Source organism: Streptomyces sp. NPDC056128 (genome assembly GCF_042263835.1).
GTDB lineage: Bacteria > Actinomycetota > Actinomycetes > Streptomycetales > Streptomycetaceae > Streptomyces.
Map to the genome: position 1 here is coordinate 16,949 of NZ_JBHJVQ010000038.1, position 15,860 is coordinate 32,808.

The following is a 15,860-nucleotide window of genomic DNA, read 5'->3' on the forward strand; positions in this document are numbered from 1 at the left end:
CGGAGAGCGAGCACACATGCCTCGACGCCCTCGCATCACCGACCTCGCCGCGCTGGAGGTGCCGGAGACCCCGTCCGTCTCGCCCGATGGCGCCGACGTGGTGTACGTGCTGCGCAGCCACGACTGCGACGCGGACCGCACCGTGCGCGCCCTGTGGCGCGTCGGTGCCGATGGTTCGGGGGCGCGCCGCCTCACCTGCGGACCCGACGACCGCCACCCGCAGTGGTCGCCCGACGGGCACCGTGTCGCGTTCCTCCGGAGCCAGGACGGCCCGCCGCAGCTGTGGCTCCTGAGAGCCGACGGAGGCGAACCCGAACAGCTGACCAAGTTGCCACTGGGAGCGGGCGCCCCGGTGTGGAGTCCGGACGGTTCCCGGATCGCGTTCACCGCGCCGGTCGACGACGCCGCGCACCCCGACGAGACGGCCGAGCAGGCACGCGCGCGGCGTGCGGCCGCCCCCCTGGTCACGGACCGCCTCGACTACCAGGCCGACGGCCCGGGACTGCTGGGCACCATCCGCAGCCACCTCCACGTCCACGACCTCGGCACGGCCTCGACCCGCACGCTGACCCACGGCTCCTGGCACGCCGGGGCCCCGGCGTGGTCCCCGGACGGCTCCCGGCTGGCCTTCCCGGCGGGTGCCGGAGCGGACGCGGATCTCACGTTCCACTCGACGGCGTACGTGCTGGACGCGGCGGAATCCGATCCGCGGCCACGTCAGGTGGGGGAGTCCGGCCGGTTCGTGTCCACCACCCGCTGGACCCCGGACGGGCAGGCACTGCTGGTGGTGGAACGTCCGGACAGCCCGGTCGGACACGCACGGCTGCTGCGGCTGTCACTGGACGGGCGGACCGCCGAGCCGGCCGCGGAACTGGACCGCAACGTCATGGCCGGCGCGCCCGGATACCCCGGAGCACCACCGCAGCCGGCCGCCGACGGACGGACGGTGCTCTTCTGCGTCCGCGACCAGGGCTCCACACATGTCTACGCCACCTCCCCCGAAGGGGGCGCACCGCGTCGTGTGCTGGGCGGCGAGGGCCGCACCGTCACGGGGATGTCGGTCGCGAGCGACTCTCCGGTGCTCGCGGCGATCGTGGGCACCCCCACCTCCTACGGGGAGGTGGTCACGCTGGACCTGGGGACGGGCGCCGAGACGGTGTGCACCCCGCACGGTGACGCGCTGGCCGGTGTGACACCGTTCGCACCGGTGTCCCGCACCTTCACCGTCTCCGACGGCACCGAGGTACACGGCTGGATGATCTCCGACCCGGACACGACCGGTCCCGGCCCGCTGCTGCTCGACATCCACGGCGGCCCCCACAACGCCTGGAGCGGCGCCGCCGACGAAGCTCACCTGTACCAGCAGGAACTTGCCGCCCGGGGATGGCGGGTGCTCCTGCTCAACCCGCGTGGCAGCGACGGGTACGGGGAGGCGTTCTTCACCGCGCTCACCGGCGGCTGGGGAGAGAGGGACCGGGCCGACTTCCTGGAGCCGCTCGACCAGCTGGTGGCCGAGGGCGTCGCCGACCCGCGGCGGCTCGCGATCTGCGGCTACAGCTACGGCGGCTACATGACCGGCTACCTGACCAGCCGCGACACGCGATTCGCGGCGGCGGTCGCCGGCGGGATGGTGGCCGATCCGGCGAGCATGGCGGGAGCCTCCGACGTCGGACACGCAGTGGCCGTCCACGAGCTGGGCGGACACGCCTGGGCCGAGCGGGACCGCTACACGGCCATGTCCCCCTACGCCCGCGTCGGCCAGGTGCGTACGCCCACCCTGATCCTGCACGGGCAGGACGACCTGCGCTGCCCGGTCGACCAGGCGAAGCAGTGGCACTCCGCCCTGCGCAACCGCGGCGTGACCAGCCGACTGGTGCTCTACCCCGGAGCCTCACACCTGTTCACCCTCCAGGGCAGGCCGTCGCACCGGCTCGACTACAACCGGCGGATCGCCGACTGGGTCCACCGGCACGCCGGCCACCCGGGGGAGGGTACGCCCGCGCCGGTCGACGCGGCCCACTGGCAGCGCCGTCTCGAACAGCTGGCCGCCCGGCACGGGGTCCCGGGTGCGTCCCTCGGAATCCTGCGACTGCACGCGGGCGACGACGAGTTGGTCGAGGCCGCCTACGGCACGACCAACCGGAACACGGGCGTTCCCGTCACGTCGGACACTCTGTTCCAGATCGGCTCCATCACCAAGGTGTGGACCGCCACGCTCGCTATGCAGCTGGTGGACGAGGGGGTCCTCGACCTCGACGTCCCTGTCCGTGAGGTGCTGCCCGAGCTGCGGCTCGGTGACGAGGATGTCGCGGCCACAGTGACGATGCGGCACCTGCTGGCCCACACCGGCGGCATCGATGGTGACGTGTTCACCGACACCGGGCGTGGCGACGACTGCCTCCGCGACTACGTCGCCCTCCTCGACGACGTCGGACAGAACCACCCCCTGGGCGCCACCTGGTCCTACTCGAACGCTGGATTCGTCCTGGCCGGCCGGGTCGTCGAGAAACTGACCGGGCGGACGTGGGACGAGGCGCTGCGCGACCGCATCGCCCGGCCACTGGGTCTCACCCACACCGTGACCCTGCCCGAGCAGGCCCTGCTGCACCGGACCGCCGTCGGCCACAGCGCACCGCCCGGCGAGGAACCCGCGCCCGTGCCCGTGTGGCAGATCCCGCGGTCGATGGGCCCCGCCGGACTCGTCACCGCCTCCGCGGCCGACGTGCTCGGCTTCGCCCGCCTCCACCTGACGGGGGGACTCGCTCCTGACGGCACCCGGGTTCTCAGCGCGGCGTCGGCGACCGCGATGCGCGACAACCAGGCCGACCTGCCCGAGCCGTACACCCTGGGCGACTCCTGGGGCCTCGGATGGATCCGTTTCGGCTGGCACGGACACCGTGTCGTCGGCCACGACGGCAACACCATCGGGCAGTCCGCCTTCCTGCGGGTGCTGCCGGAGGCCAACCTGGCCGTCGTCCTGCTGACCAACGGCGGCCACACGCGCGATCTCCACCACGACCTCTGCGCGGAGATCTTCGCGGAACTCGCCTCCCTGGACGTCCCACCGCCCCTGAGCCCGCCGTCCGCCCCGCCCACGGTCGACATCACCCCGCACAACGGCGTCTACGAGCGGGCCGGCATGCGGATCGAAGTGTCCGACCCCGGCGGCCGGCCCACGGTGACCATGACGGCGACCGGGCCGCTCGCCGCCCTCGCGCCGGAGGCCACGAAGGAACGCCTGCTGGTCCCCGCGGACGCCGGCGGGAACCTGTTCTGCTTCCGTGACCCGGGCGTTGACACATGGACCCCGGTCGCCTTCTACGCACTTCCCAGCGGGGAGCGGTACGTGCACGTCGGCGCTCGCGCAACACGGAAGGTGGAATGACGTACGGAAGGTGGAATGACATGAGGCCCTATTCGCGCGCCACTTCGCCCGTCGCGGTCCACGGCGCTCTCGCCTGGTCCTGAGTCCTGCCGTCTCGGTCTGACCGGCGCTCCCGCACCGCGACGCAGAACCCGCCCCGGACCCCCGACACCGCTTCGCCCCCTCCCGCACCGAACCACAGGAGACCGTCGTGACAGCGAACCACAGTGCCCAGCCCGACCCGGGGGCGGGCGCCACGGCCCGACGCCGGCCCATCGAACCGGACGACCTGTTCCGCCTCCGCTTCGTCACCGCCGCAGATCTCTCCCCGGACGGAAATCTGGTCGCCTACGCCCTCACCCGCACCGACTCACAGGCGGGTGTCGACTTCACCGACCTGGTCCTGCACGAGGCGGACACCGGAAAGGAGCGGCCGCTGACCGACGACGACGCGGTCAACACCGCGCCGGCGTTCTCCCCGGACGGCCGTGAGATCGCCTTCCGCTCCAGCCGGGCCGGCCTGCCCCAGATCTTCGCCATGCCCGTCGACGGGGGAGAGGTGCGTCAGATCACCTCGATGCCCCGTGGCGTCGCGAGTGGTGCGGTGTGGTCTCCGGACGGTTCGAGAATCGCCTTCGTCGCAGGCCCGCAGGACGAACCGCGCGATCCCTCCCTGCCCTACCGGGTGAACCGCGCGGTGTGGCGGGTCGACGGGCTCGGCCCGGTCGAGGACGCGGCGCACGACCTCTACGTGATCGACGCCGGTGGAGGTGACCCCACCCGCCTCACCGCCGACCGGTCACTGAACACGGCCCCGCTGTGGACCCCCGACGGAACCGCGCTCGTCTTCACCTCCGCCTTCGGCCCCGACGCCGTGGGCATGCAGAACCGGCTCCGCCGTGTCGATCTGGACGGCACCGTCACCGATGTCGCCGACGGCGGCGTCATCGCCGCGCACGCCGTCTGCCCGGACGGCCGCATCCTGTACGTACTGACCAACGAGGACGGAAAGCTCTCCGGCACCCGGTCCGACCTCTGGGTCCACGACCCACGGTCCGGAACGCGGGAACGACGCACCACCGCACTCCCCGCCGACGTCGGCGGCCAACTGCAGCCCGACATGCTCGCGTTCGCGTTCAGCGCGGGCTCGGTGCTCGTCTCCGACGACTCCGACACCGCGTACGTACGCGCTCAGCGCGGTGGCGAGGTCGGTGTGTACCGCGTCGCCCTGTCCGGACCCGCAGCCCATGAACAGGTGGCGGGCGGCGAGCGGGCCTGCGTTCCCGTGAGGCTGCGCGGCGACAGGCTGCTCTTCGCTGCCTTCGGCATGTGCGACCCCGGAGACCTGCACCTCCTGGACACATCCACCGGCGAAGAAGAACGTCTGACCCGGCTCAACTCCTACCTGCGCGACCAGCTCGCCTGGCCGACCGTCCGGCACCTGAGCTATTCCGGCCAGGACGGCACGCCCGTGGAGGGCTGGTACCTCGAACCCGACGCGGAGCACGCTCCGTACCCGACGGTGGTGAGCCTCCACGGCGGCCCCTACGCCGGGTGGGGCCACACCTTCGTCTTCGACTCCCTGATGCTCGCCGGCGCCGGTTACGGCGTCCTCCTTCCCAACCCCCGGGGCTCCACCGGTTACGGCGACGCCTTCGCCACCGCGATTCACGCCGACTGGGGCAACCTCGACCACCAGGACGTCATGGCAGGCGTCGACCACGTGATCGACGCCGGTCTCGCCGACGCCGATCGTCTGGCCGTCTTCGGCGTCTCGGGCGGCGGCACGCTCGCCGCCTGGGCCATCGGTCACACCGACCGGTTCCACGCGGCCTTTCTGGAAGCGCCTCTGCTCGATCTCGTCGGCGTCCACGGAACCGCGGACGTCGGCGCCTGGCTGGGCGAGAGGTTCATGGGCGGCCCTCCCTGGGAGCGTGACGACGTCTACCACCGCTGTTCCCCTCTCACCTACGCGCACCAGTGCACGACTCCGACCCTGCTGCTCGTGCACGAGCAGGACCTGCGGTGCCGGCCCGAGCAAGCCGAGAAGTTCCACGCCGTCCTCCGGGCATGCGGAACCATCACCGAGATGCTGCGCTTCCCCGGCACACCGCACACGGGCTCGATCCTGGGGCCGGTCACCCACCGGCGCGCCCAGAACGAGTCCCTGCTCGACTGGATGGACCGCCACCTGGCGTAGCGGTCCTCCGCGTCCTCAATCGGGGCGAGGGGCGCCGCAGATCAGCCCCGGCAAACTGCCCAGGTGCCCGTCGGACCCGCGGGCTGCACAGGGCTGAGCTCACGTTCGTGGAGTTGGAACGGGCGTGGCGCAGCTCCGACCCGCCCCCCGCCTCAGCGGTCTCGGCACCATCCAGCAATTCACGAATCACCCACCACAAACAGGGGAGTGACATTGCTTCGCCGAACACACCCAGGCGTGAGGAAGGGACAGCCATGACGCGACGCCCGACCCGGCTCAGGCACCTGGCCGCCGTGATCGCGCTCACCGCGGTGGCCGGCGGGACCACCGGAACGACGGCCGACGCACAACCCACATCCGCGACGATGCCTGCGGCCGTGCCCCAGTTGGACTGGCATGCCTGCCAGAACGCCCCCGGCTACCAGTGCGCCACCGCGAACATGCCCCTGGACCACGATCAACCAGAAGGCCGGCAGATAGAGATCGCCGTCATCAAACGCCCGGCGACCGACCCCGCGCACCGGATCGGCTCGTTGTTCTTCAACCCGGGCGGCCCAGGCACTCCGGGAGTGGCCACCCTGCCGGCGTTCTACCCCCAGCTACCCACTCAGGCTCGCGCCAGGTTCGACATCGTCAGCTTCGACCCACGCGGCACCGGGCAGAGCACATCCCTGCAGTGCTTCGACACCCAGCAGGACGAGACGAACCTCCTCGCCCAGGCCCCGGCCGGCTTCCCGGTCGGCGTCCGGGAGGAGCAGACCTGGATCAACGTCTACACGCACTTCAACCAGGCGTGCGCCAGGAACGGCGGGCCGATACTCTCCCACATGTCCAGCGCGAACGTGGCGCGGGACATGAACCTGCTGCGCCAAGCGGTCGGCGACCCCAAGCTCACCTACTACGGTCCGTCGTACGGCAGTTACCTCGGTGCAACCTACGCCAACCTGTTCCCGTCCAGCGTCCGGGCGATGACGCTGGACGGCAACATCGACGCGAGGGCCTGGAACGACACCGTCGCAGGAGGCTATCTGGGAAGCTTCCTGCGGGAGGGCTCGGACCTGGGCTCCTCCGCCACGCTCGACCTCTTCCTCAGCGAATGCGGACAGGTGGACACCAGCCGGTGCGCCTTCTCCGCCGGTAGCGCGAAGGCCACCAGCAGCAAGTTCGAGACTCTGCTCTCCAGGCTGCGGGCCGCACCCGTCACCGTGAGCGGCACCCGGTTCACCCACGCCGCCACCGTCACGCAGACCGTGAGCGGACTCTACAGTCAGCAGGGGGTGGCCGGGCTGGCGACCGGCTGGAATGACCTTGCCGCCCTGCTGCAACAACTGTGGTCGGCAACCTCGCAGGAGTCGGAGCGCTCGGCCGGCACGGCACCTGCCGCCAAGTACGCCGGCCTGGAGCAGTTCTACGGCGTCATCTGCTCGGACAGCCCGAATCCCCGGTTCCCGCAGGCCTATCCGAGCCAGGCGCAGACCGCCGGCGCCCGGGCACCGCACGTGGGGCCCCGCTGGGCCTGGATGAACGAGCCATGCGCTCAGTGGCCGGCCACCGACCCCGACCGCTATACGGGTCCGTTCGACAGGTCCACCGCGCCCCTTCTGCTCGTAGGGGTGGAGAACGATCCCGCCACCCCGTATGAGGCTTCGCGGTCGATGGCGGGGCAGTTGGCCAACGCGCGCCTGTTGACGGTCAGTGGTGGCGGACACACGACACTTTTCAACAAGAGCGACTGCGCCGACGCCCATATCGGGAAGTATCTCGTCGACTCCACCCTGCCGCCCGTCGGGACCGTCTGCGCGCAGAACGCCGAGCCGTTCTGAGAACGCAGCCAGCGGCGCACTTCGTTCCCTCCGGCGAGGATCACCGCGCTCCAGGCTGCGGTGACCTCGGCGCGGAACGCTGTCCGCCCGGTGGACGCAACGACCGCCAACCCGCCGGGGAAGTGGACGGTACGCACGTTGTCCCCGTCACGTCGTCTTCCTAGGGTCCTGCACACACGGTGAACAACCGGACGGCAGGCGAAAGCCGATCAGGAAGCCGAGAGCGTGCCCGTGGTGGGCCGTAGCTCCTACGGCAGGCACGGCACGACGTACCACAGCCGAACAGTCCCCCCTGATCCCGATCCGCAGGCCCGCCCCCTGCGATCGCCGCACCATCTAGGAGAGGCATGACCAGGAACCGAATCACTCTGGCGGTCGCAGTGACCGCCGCTCTGGGGCTGACCGCGTGCACCGGGCAGGCGGGACCGAGCGGACCGGGCGGAAGCAAGGGGGAACTCGTCGACGGTCAGACGTTCACCTACGCCGTGGCGACCGACCCCGGCAGCCTGGACCCGCACAGCACGGTGCTCCGCGCGGCGCGCGGAGTCAACCGCTTCCTCTACGGGCAGCTGATCAACCTGAACGACAAGGGCGACGCCATACCGTTCCTGGCGCAGAAGTGGACCGCGGACACCACCACCGCGACGTTCACCCTCCGCCAAGACCTCACCTGCTCGGACGGTTCCCCGCTCACCGCCAGCCAGGTCGCCGACAACTTCAACCACGTCGGCGACCCCGCGAAGAAGTCGCCGCTGCTCAACGTGTTCGTCAAGCCCGGGACCAAGGCCACCGCGGACGACGCGGCCCGCACGGTGACCGTCACCAGCGGTGCACCGGACGCCTTCCTGCTGCGCAACCTCGGCACGCTGCCGATCGCCTGCGGAAAGGGCCTGACCGACCGTAAGCGACTCACGGCCGGCAAGGACGGAACGGGCATGTTCGTCATGTCCGGGGCCGCGCCCAACGACCACTACACGCTTACTCGCCGCAAAGACATCAACTGGGGTCCCGGCGACTGGGACCCCGACCAGCGAGGGCTCCCGGACAAGGTCGTGATCCGGGTGATCCCGAACGAGACGACCTCCGCCAACCTGCTGCTCTCCGGGGAGATCAACGCCGCGGCGGTCAACGGCCCGGACAAGGAGCGGCTGCTGGCGCAGACGGTGTTCCACGACGACACCCAGATCTCGGTCGGTCAGCTCTGGTACAACCAGGCGGACGGGCGTCCAGGGCAGGAACCGGAGGTGCGCCGGGCGCTGACCCAGGCGCTGGACCTCAACCAGATCGGCCAGGTCCTCACCGGCGGCACGGGCAAGAAGTCGACCGGCATGGTCACCGTGGATCCGAAGCCCTGCACCGACGACACCGTCAGCGGCAACCTCCCCGAGCACGACACAGCGGCGGCCGCGAAGTCCCTGGAGGCCGCCGGCTGGGTGGCCGGCTCGGGCGGCGTCCGGGCCAAGGACGGGCGGAAGCTGAAACTGACCGTCCTCTACCCCACACAACTCGGTCCCACCGAGGCGGCCGCGGCCGAGCTGATCCAGAAGACCTGGGCCGAGCTCGGAGTCGACGTGACGCTGAAGGGCGTCGACAGCCCCGGGCTGAACACGGCCCTCTTCGACACCGGGGAGTGGGACGTCTCGATGGCACCGGTGGGGGCCAACCTCCCGAGCGTGGTGGTCGGGTTCGTCTCCGGCCCCGTGCCCCCCGGCGGGACGAACTTCGCGCACATCGACAACCAGAAGTACAGCGCGGCGGTCGCGAAGGCGGCCAACAAGGTCGGTGCCGAGGGCTGTCCGGAATGGGCGGAGGCGGAGAAGGCCCTCATCGACGACGTCGACGCGGTGCCGTACTACAACACGGTCGAACCGACCTTCGGCGCCGGAGCCGAGTTCCGCGTCGACGACGGCCTCGACCCCGCGTCCATCCGGATGTACAAGTGAGCGAGTCGACGACGACGGCGGCCGACGCAGGAACCCGCCCGCCGGCGATCGCACTCCCCGGGAGGTGGCGGGCCGGGGTCACCCGGATGTGGGGGAGCTCCTGGCGGACCTTCGTGCTGCGGCGCCTGGTGCATCTCGGGGTCTCCCTGTGGGTACTGGTCACGGCCGCGTTCGTGATGATCCACCTGGTGCCGGGCGACCCGGTACGGGCGGCGCTGGGCATTACGGCGCCCGAGGAACTGGTGAGTGCGCGCCGTGAGGCGCTCGGGCTGAACGATCCGATACTTGTCCAGTACGTGGACTACCTGCGTGGCCTGGCCGGTGGCGATCTCGGAACCTCGCTCACCAGCAACCTGCCGGTGTCGCAGGTGATCACCGACCGGTTCCCCGCGACGGCCGTGCTCGCCGTACTGGCACTGGGCGTGGCCGTGGCCGTCGCGCTGCCGGTCGGAGCCGGTATGGCGATCCTGACCCGTGGTGGCAGACGGCGTGGCGGCGAGCTGGCCTTCACCTCGACAAGCGTGTTCCTGGCCGCGATCCCGGAGTTCCTCCTGGCGGTCGGTCTCGTGTACGTCTTCGCCGTCCAGCTGATGTGGTTCCCGGTGGCCGGAAGAAGCGGCGCGGCTTCGTACGTACTTCCCGTGGCGGCGCTGGCCGTTGGCCCCGCGGCGGTCCTCGCGCGCATCCTGCGGGTCGAGATGCTCACGGTGCTCGGCCAGGACTACATCCGTACCGCACGCGCGAAGCGCCTGCCGCCTCGGCTCGTTCATCTGAGGCACGCGCTGCCGAACGCGCTGACGGCGACGCTGACCCTGGGCGGGCTGCTGCTGACGGCGATGGTGGCCGGGACGGTGCTGGTGGAGAACGTGTTCGCCTGGCCCGGACTGGGATCGACGATGGTCTCCTCGATCCTCCAACGGGACTATCCGGTGGTCCAGGGCATCGTGCTGCTGTACGGGGTGCTGGTGCTGCTGGTGACCTTGGTGGTCGACGTACTGCTCGCGGTGCTCGATCCCCGTTCGACGATCCGGGAGAGCTGATGGACAGGGAAACGGGACGCCGGCGGCCCGCATGGGTGGCCGTCGTTCGGACACCCGCGGGTGCGGCCGCGGGCGCGCTCATGGCCCTGCTGGTCGTACTGGCCGTCCTGGCGCCGGTCCTGTGGAGCGACAACGCGGAAGCCGTGAACAGCACCGCGATCAGCCAGAGCGCGTCGGCCGGCCACCCGCTGGGTACCGACGCGCTCGGGCGGGACATCCTGTACCGGGTACTCGTGGCGACCCGGTTGTCGCTCGGGCTCGCGCTCTCGGCCACCGTGATCGGCGTGGTCCTCGGGACGCTGCTGGGGGCGGCGCCCTCCGTACTGCCCCGGCGGATCGGGCGGCTGCTCACCGGCGCCGTGAACATCGCGGTCGCCGTCCCCGGACTGCTGCTGGCGCTGTTCGTCGCGGTCGTCGTCGGAGTGGGCACCATGGGCGCGGTCCTGGCGATCGGGTTCGCCATCGCGCCGGCGTTCGCACGCCTGGTCCACACGATGTCGGCGTCCGTGACGGGACGGGACTTCGTGGCCGCGGCCCGCGTAGCGGGGGTCGGGCGCGTGCGGCTGCTGGTTCGCCACGTGCTGCCGAACATCGCCGAGCCGCTGGTGGTCAACGCGACCGTCGCCGCGGGGACGGCACTGCTGTCCTTCGCAGGGTTGTCGTTCCTCGGGATCGGCGTACAGGCGCCGAGCTACGACTGGGGGCGACTGCTCGGCGAGGGACTCGACCGGATCTACCTCAACCCGGCGGCGGCCCTGGCACCCGGAGTGGCCGTGGTGATCGCCGGTCTGGCCTTCAACCTGTTCGGCGAGGTCGCCGCGGCCCAGCTCGGCATGCGCGCGACGTCGCACCGCGTCCCGAGGCGAGGCCGGGTGACCGCGGGCAAGTCGATCGGCGAGGCGGCACCGGCCGCGGCCGCCGGTCCGGAACAGCCGGTGCTGCTGGTGCGGAACCTGCGGGTGGCGTTCCCCGCCGAGTCAGGTTGGAACACTCCGGTACGGGGCGTCAGCTTCACCGTGGGAGCCGGGGAGGCCGTGGGTGTGGTCGGCGAGTCGGGTTCGGGCAAGAGCCTGACGGCACTGGCCGTGTCCCGGCTCATCGAGGCGCCGGGCGAGGTGACCGCCGACCGGCTGGAGTTCACCGGAGTGCCGCTGCTGGAGCGCCCCGAGCGTGCGCTTCGCGAACTGCTGGGCACGTCACTGGCGATGGTGTTCCAGGACCCCGCCACCTCGTTCAACCCGACCCGCCGGATCGGACGCCAGCTCGCCGAGGTCTCCGAGCAGCACCAGGGCCTGTCCCGGCGGCAGGCACACCAGCGCGCTGTGGACCGGCTACGGGCGGTCCGTGTCCCCGCCCCCGGGCGTCGCGCCCGGCAGTACCCGCACGAGTTCTCCGGCGGGATGAGGCAACGGGCCATGATCGCCACGGGCATGATGGGCGACCCGCGCCTCATCGTGGCCGACGAGCCGACGACGGCGCTCGACGTGACGGTCCAGCGGCAGGTGCTGAAGCAGCTCCAGCGGGTCCGCACCGAGACCGGCGCGGCAATCCTTCTGATCAGTCACGACATCGCCGTCGTCGCCCAGACGTGCGACCGCGTCCTGGTCATGTACGCCGGTCGCGTCGTCGAGGACCTGCCGGCCTTCGAGCTGCTGAACTCGGCCCGGCACCCCTACACACGAGCGTTGCTGGCCGCCACCCCTGACCTGGACGCCGACCGGGACCAGCCACTCGCGGTCATCCCCGGCCGGCCACCGCAGCCCGACGACGTACCGGCCGGATGCGCCTTCGCGGCACGCTGCGCGTTCGCGGACGACCGCTGTCGCGCGGAGGAACCCGCCCTGGCGGACACCGGTGAGGCGGGGCACGTGGCCTGCTGGCACCCAGTTGCGGTCTCCACGAACGTTCAAGCCCCCGGTGAGCGCACCCCAGCACACACCGGTCCGGAGGAAGTGTGAAAGAGCTACGCTTCGAGAAGCTCAGCGTCCACTACGGCGGCCGCCGCGGTGGCCTCACCGCAGTCGACGGGGTCACCCTGACCGTGCCACCCGGGCAGGTGGTCGGGCTGGTCGGCGAGTCGGGCTCGGGCAAGTCGTCCCTGGCCAAGGCGGCGGTCGGACTCTCTCCGGTCAGCGCCGGCCGGGTGCTGCTGGACGGCGCCGACGTACGCTGCCTGCCGAAGGGCCGCACGCCGTTGCAGATGGTCTTCCAGGACCCCTATTCCTCACTCGACCCGCGCATGACCGTCGGCGAGTCGATCGCCGAGGCCATGCCACGCGACGCGTACCGGCTCGCGTCGGAGCGACGCGAGGAGGTGGCCCGCCTGCTCGACCTGGTGAATCTGGATCCGGCCCTCGGCGGACTGCGGCCGTCCCGGATGTCCGGAGGACAACGTCAACGGGTCGGCCTGGCCCGTGCCCTGGCGGGCCGGCCGGACGTGGTCATCGCCGACGAGATCACGTCGGCGCTCGACGTGTCCGTGCAGGGCACGGTGCTCAACCTCGTTAAAGATCTCCAGCGACGGCTGAACCTGTCGATGCTCTTCATCTCGCACAATCTCGCGGTGGTGCGCTATGTAAGTGACGTCGTCGCGGTCATGTACCTCGGCCGGATCGTCGAGGTCGGACCGGTGGCGCAGGTTCTGGGCGATCCCCAGCACCCGTACACCCGGGATCTGCTGACCGCCTCGCCCTCGCTGCACGGCAGTGACCTGCTCGCTGACGACCCCGCGGCCACGGGCGACGAGCAGCCGGCCGATCCGCACGACCCCCCGGCCGGCTGCCGGTACCACCCCCGTTGTCCGCTGGGGCCGGCGGTCCACCCCAGGCGCACCATCTGCGTCACGACCGATCCCGGTTACGCCGCCGACGAAGGGGTGCACCAGGTCGCCTGTCACTTTCCGGGGGCCGACGCTGATCGCCGATGGCAGCGAGGTCCGACTTAAGGGGAGAGTGACTGCTCGGCCCAGATCGTCTTGCCGGTCGCTCCGTACCGGCTGCCCCAGCGTTGGCTGAGTTGAGCGACGAGGAAGAGCCCTCTGCCACCCTCATCGGTGTCCCGGGCGCGGCGTAGTCGCGGCTGGGTGTTGCTGGGGTCGCTGACCTCGCAGGTCAGTACGGCGTCACGGATAATTCGCAGCCCGACGGGGCCGCCGGCATAGCGCATGGCATTGGTCACCAACTCGCTGACGACGAGTTCGGTGGTGAACGCGATGTCGTCCAGCCCCCAGTCTTCCAGCTTGCGCTGGACCGCCGCTCGCGCTTCGGCGACGGCCGCGGGATCGGCCGGGAATTCCCAGTGGGAGACGGCATCCGGTTCGAGGGCCTTGATGCGAGTGAGCAAGAGAGCGGTGTCATCCGCGGCGGCCTTCTGTCGGCTGATCAGGCCACGGGCGGCTTCGTCCAGGGGAGCGTCCGAACGCTGGTACTCCGCGAGCCGGTCGCCCAGATACGCGATGGCTTGGTCGACGTCGACCTCGGCCTCCCGGTACCGCAGCAGGCCGTCCGTGTACAGAGCCAGGATGGAGCCCGGCTCCACATGGATGGTGGTCGTTTCGAACGGCAGTCCGCCCACGCCGAGGGGAGGTCCGGGCCGCAGCCGTATCGGAGAGGCGGCTCCACTCGGAGTCACGAGGAGAGGTGGCGGGTGCCCGGCGCTGGCCAGGGTGCACTGCTCGGTTATCGGGTCGTACAGGGCGAGCAGGCAAGTGGCGCCGATCATGTCGCCGTGCTCCGGGTCGGCTTCGGCGGCGAGACGTGTGACGAGTTCGTCGAGGCGGGTCAGAATCTCGTCGGGTGCCAGTTCCAGATCTGCCAGCGTCTGCACTGCGGTGCGCAGCCGTCCCATCGTGGCGGCGGAGTGCAGGCCGTGACCCGTCACGTCGCCGACGACCATCGCGACCCGCAGGGAAGGCAGGGGAATCGCGTCGAACCAGTCGCCGCCGATGTCGGCTCCCCCACCGGCGGGCTGGTAGACGCCGGCGGTGTCCACGGTGGTAGTCGTGATGGAACCCTTGGGGAGCAGGCGTCGCTGGAGTACCACTGAGGCGCGGTGCTCGCGCAGGTAGCGTCGGGCGTTGTCCACGCTGAGCGCGGCGTGCGCGGCGATCTCCGACAGCAGGCCCGCGTCCTCTTCGGTGAAGGGAGCCACGCCTTCGGTGCGCCAGACAGCGATGACGCCCAGCACCATGCCGCGTCCCACCATCGGCGCTATGGCGAGTGAATGGCCGCTGTCCGGGAGGATCAGGGAGATGATGGACGGGTCGGCCAGTGCTTGCTCCAGCGCGGCACGGTCGGTGATGACGGTCCGCCCTTCCAGAAGCCGGCGTATGCCCTGCGTCGTGGGGAGACGCGGAATCCTGTCTCCAGGCTGGAGGAGGGCGGAAGGCCACACGCCGTCGGCCGACCGCACTGCTGCCCGCCGCAGGTGAAGGTCACCTCCTCCGCTGTGGGACTTGGGCGGCTCGTCGCCTTCGAGGACTGCTTCGGCGAGATCGACGGATGCCATGGCGCCGAAGTCGGGTACGAGTAGACCGGCGACATCCTCGGCGGTCTGCGTCACGTCCAGGGAATGCCCGACGTTGACCGCGGCGGCGTGGTGGAGCCGAAGCCGCCGGTTGGCGAGCCACTGCGCTGTCGCGTCGGTCAGAAGGACGGCGACGCCCAGTGGATCGCTCTTACTGTCCGTGAGTCGTACGGCGGACACGGAAAGTGACCACTCCGCGTCCGGCTCAGTGAGAGAGCGAACGTGCTGTTCATGCGCTGCCTGGGGTATGCCGGTTCGCAGCACCGTCCGCAGTGCCGCTTCCGCGGCGGTGGCGTCCTCCGGGTTCATCGCCTCCTTGAGGCTGCTTCCGGCCGACAGGAAGTGATTCCACGCGTTGGCGTTGGCCTGTACGACGAGCAGGTCGTTGTCTCGTACAACGAATCCGATCTGGTCCTGCGCCAGGAGAGCGCGGTAGAGGGAAGTGCCCAGTTCCACCTCGTGCGCAAGTTCGCTGGCGGTGATGAGGACGAGCCGGTACGGCAGTCCCTGTAGTGGGACGGCGGAGAAGCTGACGTCAACAGGATCTCCCGAGCCGTGCCACATGCGTGCGGCGCCAACCCGCGAGATCTGCCCCGTCGGACGGGCGGCGAAGAGGGACTCGAAGGGACGGCCCAGGACGTCGGCTCCTTTGCGGTCCAGCAGCTCAGAGGCGGCCTGAGACCAGCCGACCACGGTCCCCTCCGTATCGATCACTGCGGCGGAAACGTCTGCCGGGATGCCGGCACGGTGATGCGGGGAGAAGGGTGCCATCCCGGGTCCTCTCGACCTGATCGGCATTTCATAACCCCTGCTACAGCCTACTTAATCAACGCATACGCCGCTTTCCAGGCCCTTCGGCGGTCCGGATGGGCCGCGCGAGCCTGAGGAAAGCGCAACGATTCTGTCGCGGCACTGGCGCTCGCCGGGACATCTGCCGGGCAGCCGACCACGTACCGGCGCCGTCCT

8 protein-coding genes are annotated in these 15,860 nt (G+C 70.6%); 7 read left to right on the plus strand and 1 reads right to left on the minus strand.

The annotated features are described in order from the left end of the window. Window positions 1–16: 16 nt before the first annotated feature. From ACFC1X_RS36805 to ACFC1X_RS36835, 7 genes are all read left to right on the plus strand, one after another. Window positions 17–3,385: a serine hydrolase gene (locus ACFC1X_RS36805; protein ID WP_376362861.1), complete on the plus strand. Its 3,369-nt coding sequence runs from the start codon at window positions 17–19 to the stop codon at window positions 3,383–3,385. A 190-nt stretch (window positions 3,386–3,575) separates the two neighbouring features. Further along, entirely contained in the window at window positions 3,576–5,564 is a 1,989-nt protein-coding gene (locus tag ACFC1X_RS36810) for a S9 family peptidase (RefSeq protein WP_376362863.1), read from the plus strand. Window positions 5,565–5,857: 293 nt separating this feature from the next. Continuing rightward, on the plus strand, window positions 5,858–7,387 hold the full coding sequence (locus tag ACFC1X_RS36815) for an alpha/beta hydrolase (RefSeq protein ID WP_376362866.1): 1,530 nt from the start codon (window positions 5,858–5,860) through the stop codon (window positions 7,385–7,387). A 347-nt stretch (window positions 7,388–7,734) separates the two neighbouring features. Further along, the gene (locus tag ACFC1X_RS36820; RefSeq protein WP_376362869.1) at window positions 7,735–9,330 is read left to right on the plus strand and encodes an ABC transporter substrate-binding protein; all 1,596 of its coding nucleotides are present in this window, start codon (window positions 7,735–7,737) and stop codon (window positions 9,328–9,330) included. Beyond that, on the plus strand, window positions 9,327–10,370 hold the full coding sequence (locus ACFC1X_RS36825; RefSeq protein ID WP_376362871.1) for an ABC transporter permease: 1,044 nt from the start codon (window positions 9,327–9,329) through the stop codon (window positions 10,368–10,370). Before ACFC1X_RS36820 ends, ACFC1X_RS36825 begins: the two co-directional genes overlap by 4 nt. Continuing rightward, entirely contained in the window at window positions 10,370–12,328 is a 1,959-nt protein-coding gene (locus ACFC1X_RS36830) for a dipeptide/oligopeptide/nickel ABC transporter permease/ATP-binding protein (RefSeq protein WP_376362873.1), read from the plus strand. Before ACFC1X_RS36825 ends, ACFC1X_RS36830 begins: the two co-directional genes overlap by 1 nt. Then, window positions 12,325–13,314 (plus strand): ABC transporter ATP-binding protein, encoded by a 990-nt coding sequence (locus tag ACFC1X_RS36835; protein WP_376362876.1) that lies wholly within the window; start codon window positions 12,325–12,327, stop codon window positions 13,312–13,314. The genes ACFC1X_RS36830 and ACFC1X_RS36835 overlap by 4 nt, the downstream gene beginning before the upstream one ends. Here the strand turns inward: ACFC1X_RS36835 and ACFC1X_RS36840 are convergent. Continuing rightward, complete coding sequence (locus ACFC1X_RS36840; RefSeq protein WP_376362878.1) at window positions 13,311–15,665, minus strand: SpoIIE family protein phosphatase; 2,355 nt, start codon at window positions 15,663–15,665, stop codon at window positions 13,311–13,313. The two genes, ACFC1X_RS36835 and ACFC1X_RS36840, sit on opposite strands and share 4 nt — an antisense overlap. Window positions 15,666–15,860: the final 195 nt, after the last annotated feature.

Bases quoted from the DNA above. Each gene is read 5' to 3' on its own strand.
- ACFC1X_RS36805 (WP_376362861.1), top strand. From the start codon at position 17: ATGCCTCGACGCCCTCGCATCACCGACCTCGCCGCGCTGGAGGTGCCG.
- ACFC1X_RS36820 (WP_376362869.1), top strand. From the start codon at position 7,735: ATGACCAGGAACCGAATCACTCTGGCGGTCGCAGTGACCGCCGCTCTG.
- ACFC1X_RS36830 (WP_376362873.1), top strand. From the start codon at position 10,370: ATGGACAGGGAAACGGGACGCCGGCGGCCCGCATGGGTGGCCGTCGTT.
- ACFC1X_RS36840 (WP_376362878.1), bottom strand. From the start codon at position 15,665: ATGGCACCCTTCTCCCCGCATCACCGTGCCGGCATCCCGGCAGACGTT.